This is a genomic window from Polaribacter sp., assembly GCF_965656025.1.
In the GTDB taxonomy this organism is placed as follows: Bacteria; Bacteroidota; Bacteroidia; order Flavobacteriales; family Flavobacteriaceae; genus Polaribacter.
In genome coordinates, this window is sequence record NZ_CBFHJT010000071.1 from 13,047 (window position 1) to 15,956 (window position 2,910).

Annotated in this window: 3 protein-coding genes and 1 tRNA gene; 2 read left to right on the plus strand and 2 right to left on the minus strand. The window is 28.7% G+C overall.

Annotated features, from left to right (window positions below):
• Both ACTG3S_RS12165 and ACTG3S_RS12170 read right to left on the minus strand, forming a co-directional pair.
• Positions 1-1,004 (minus strand): TolC family protein (locus ACTG3S_RS12165; protein ID WP_439129620.1); only part of this gene is annotated, 1,004 nt, incomplete at its 3' end.
• A gap of 8 nt (positions 1,005-1,012) precedes the next feature.
• Positions 1,013-1,612: a TetR/AcrR family transcriptional regulator gene (locus ACTG3S_RS12170; RefSeq protein WP_439129621.1), complete on the minus strand. Its 600-nt coding sequence runs from the start codon at positions 1,610-1,612 to the stop codon at positions 1,013-1,015.
• Between the two features lie 127 nt (positions 1,613-1,739).
• Here ACTG3S_RS12170 and ACTG3S_RS12175 point away from each other — a divergent pair, with 127 nt between their 5' ends.
• On the plus strand, positions 1,740-2,711 hold the full coding sequence (locus ACTG3S_RS12175; RefSeq protein WP_439129622.1) for a polyprenyl synthetase family protein: 972 nt from the start codon (positions 1,740-1,742) through the stop codon (positions 2,709-2,711).
• A gap of 60 nt (positions 2,712-2,771) precedes the next feature.
• Positions 2,772-2,845: transfer RNA gene (locus tag ACTG3S_RS12180), tRNA-Ile, on the plus strand.
• The last annotated feature ends 65 nt before the right edge of the window (positions 2,846-2,910 follow it).

The following is a 2,910-nucleotide window of genomic DNA, read 5'->3' on the forward strand; positions in this document are numbered from 1 at the left end:
CCTAAACTACTAAATATTGGTACGTTTAAGCTTACTCCTAATAATGATTGTTGAAACCATTGTTGATTGCTATCAAAAAAAGTAAAAGAGTTAGAAAAAGCTTGAGTTCCATAATTTACAAAAGCACTTAATGTTGGTAAAGCTTTACTTTGTTCAAGCCTCATCATTAATCTTTTGGTTTCCCTATCATTCTCAGAAATTTTAAAATCTATATGATTATTCACATTAAAATCTTTAGAAATAAGCGCCAAACTAATATTTTTTTCTACGAGAGAATCTAAAGAGTCTGTTAGAATTAGCTTTGTATCAATATCATTACCTAAAGAAAGGTTTAGCATTTGGTAAGCAATACCTTTCATTCTTAATACATTGTTTAATTGGTTTTTTAAGTTACCAAGAGTAATTTCTAATTGCTCTACATCTTCTTCTTCATTCAAGCCATTTTCATAGATTTTCTTAGCGTCGTTGTAATTTTTTTGAAGAATTTTAATGTTTCCCTCTAAAATAGTAATACTGTTTTCTGTAACCAAAACATTTCCATAAGCATTAATTACAGCTTCTTTGGTTATCATTTCTGTTTTTTCATTAGCCTGTTCAGAAATTTTTAAAAAGGTTTTAGAAGCTTGTAAACCAACTAAATAAGAACCGTCAAATAATAATTGCCTTAGTGTTATGGTCGCGTTTGCGTTTTGTTTTGTGCCAAAAACAACTTCTTCAAATTCTCCAGGAGGTCCTCCAAAAACTTCAGAAGGTATTAATGAAACAGGTTGTTTTAGAAAATTTTGGTAATCTATTTTTCCATCTATTTGAGGCAGCCCAATTGTGGTAGTTTCCCAAACCTTTTTCTTTGCAGACAGTATGTCGTTTTGAGATATTTTTGTGTTATAGCTATTCTCTAAAGCGAAATTTATGGCTTCGTCCAAAGAAAGGCTCATTTGTTTTTCTTGAGCATTTGCAGTTAGAAAATGCAAAAGTGCGAAAAACATCAAGAGTAATTTTTTCATTTCTTTTTTTATTTTTTATTTAGTTGATTATTAAGTTCTTGTAATCCTTTTTCGGTGGCAATTCCACTAATATGATATTCTAAATAGTTGTTCATTAGTTCGTTCATAGAAAAATTAGTTAACGGAAAAAGTTCTTGATCTTTAATGGCATTCATTCCATAAAAATAGATTCTAGAAATAAACTCTACATTAATTGTATTTCTAAAAAGCCCCAACTCTATACCTCTTTTTAAATTTTTTTTAATTGTTTCTTGCATCACATGAAACTGTTTTTGTTTTAAGGACTCATAAATTTTAGGATAATATTTTTGTAATTGATATTGAGGTGATGATTTTTCGTCTTTAAGATGATTCATCACCATTCTTTTAATTGAAAAAATTTCTTCTATAGGATTTAGTTTTTGCTCACAAACACCATCAATTCCACAACATATAGCATGAAACATATAGTCTGTAACACCTGCAATTAAATCGGTTTTATTTTTAAAATACTTGTAGATTGTTTTTTTAGAAACCCCCAAATTACTGGCAATTTCATCCATAGTTACGCTCTTAAACCCTAAATTTAAAAACAAATTTTTCGATATTTCTAGTATTTTTTCTCTCATAAATCGACTGCAAATGTACACAAGGAAACTTTAGAAACAAAAAAAGTTTCCAAAGTTTTAATTATTTTTTAACATTTGAATTATTTATTGAAAATTCTTTACATTATTTTTACAAAAAAATACAGATTTGGACATTTTACATTATCAAAAAGAATTTCTAAGTTATTTAGAATCTAAAAAATGGGTCAGAGAGCCTAAAAATCTTTATGAGCCAATAGATTACATTCTACAATTAGGGGGTAAAAGAATAAGACCCGTACTTACTTTAATGGCTGCAGATATTTTTTCTGATGGTTTTAAAGATGCATTGCCAGCTGCATTAGCCGTAGAGGTTTTTCATAATTTTACGTTAGTGCACGATGATATTATGGATGATGCTCCTTTACGAAGAGGTAAAAAAACCGTTCATGAAAAATGGAATATAAATACGGGAATTTTATCTGGTGATGCTATGTTAATTTTGGCTTATCAATATTTTGAAAATTATGATGCTGATGTTTTTCAAAAATTAGCTAAATTATTTAGTAAAACAGCATTAGAAGTTTGCGATGGCCAACAACTAGATGTAGATTTTGAAACAAGAACAGACGTTACCATAGATCAATATATTAATATGATTTGCTTAAAAACATCTGTTTTAGTAGCAGCAGCTTTAAAAATGGGAGCTATAGTTGCAAAAACATCCGAAGAAAATGCCAATTTAATTTACGATTTTGGTTTAAACCTTGGTTTGGCATTTCAACTACAAGACGATTTTTTAGATACTTTTGGAGACCCAAAAACATTTGGTAAACAAGTAGGAGGTGATATTATAGAAAATAAAAAAACGTATCTATATTTAAAGGCTTTGGAAGTATCAGATACAAATGATGAAGGAAAGTTAAAATACTTATACAGAAAAAAATTAAAAGAAAATTCAATTAAAATAGCAGATGTTAGAAGAATCTTTGAACTGAACGATATACCTAACTTAATAAAGCAAGAAATTGAAAATTATACCGAAAAAGCATTTGAAACTTTAGCTAAAATGGATATTAAACAAACTGATAAAGAGCGCTTAAAAAGTTTTGGTTTGTGGCTAATGAAAAGAACTGTTTAAGTTTTTAATTTTTTATTGTAAGATTTTAAAATAAATAGTACATTTGCACCCAATAATTTTGGTCCCATAGCTCAGTTGGTTAGAGCACCTGACTCATAATCAGGTGGTCCTTGGTTCGAGCCCAAGTGGGACCACTTTATTTTAGAAAGACTTTAGTATTTTGCTAAAGTCTTTTTTAGTTTTAAAAAAACACCAATAC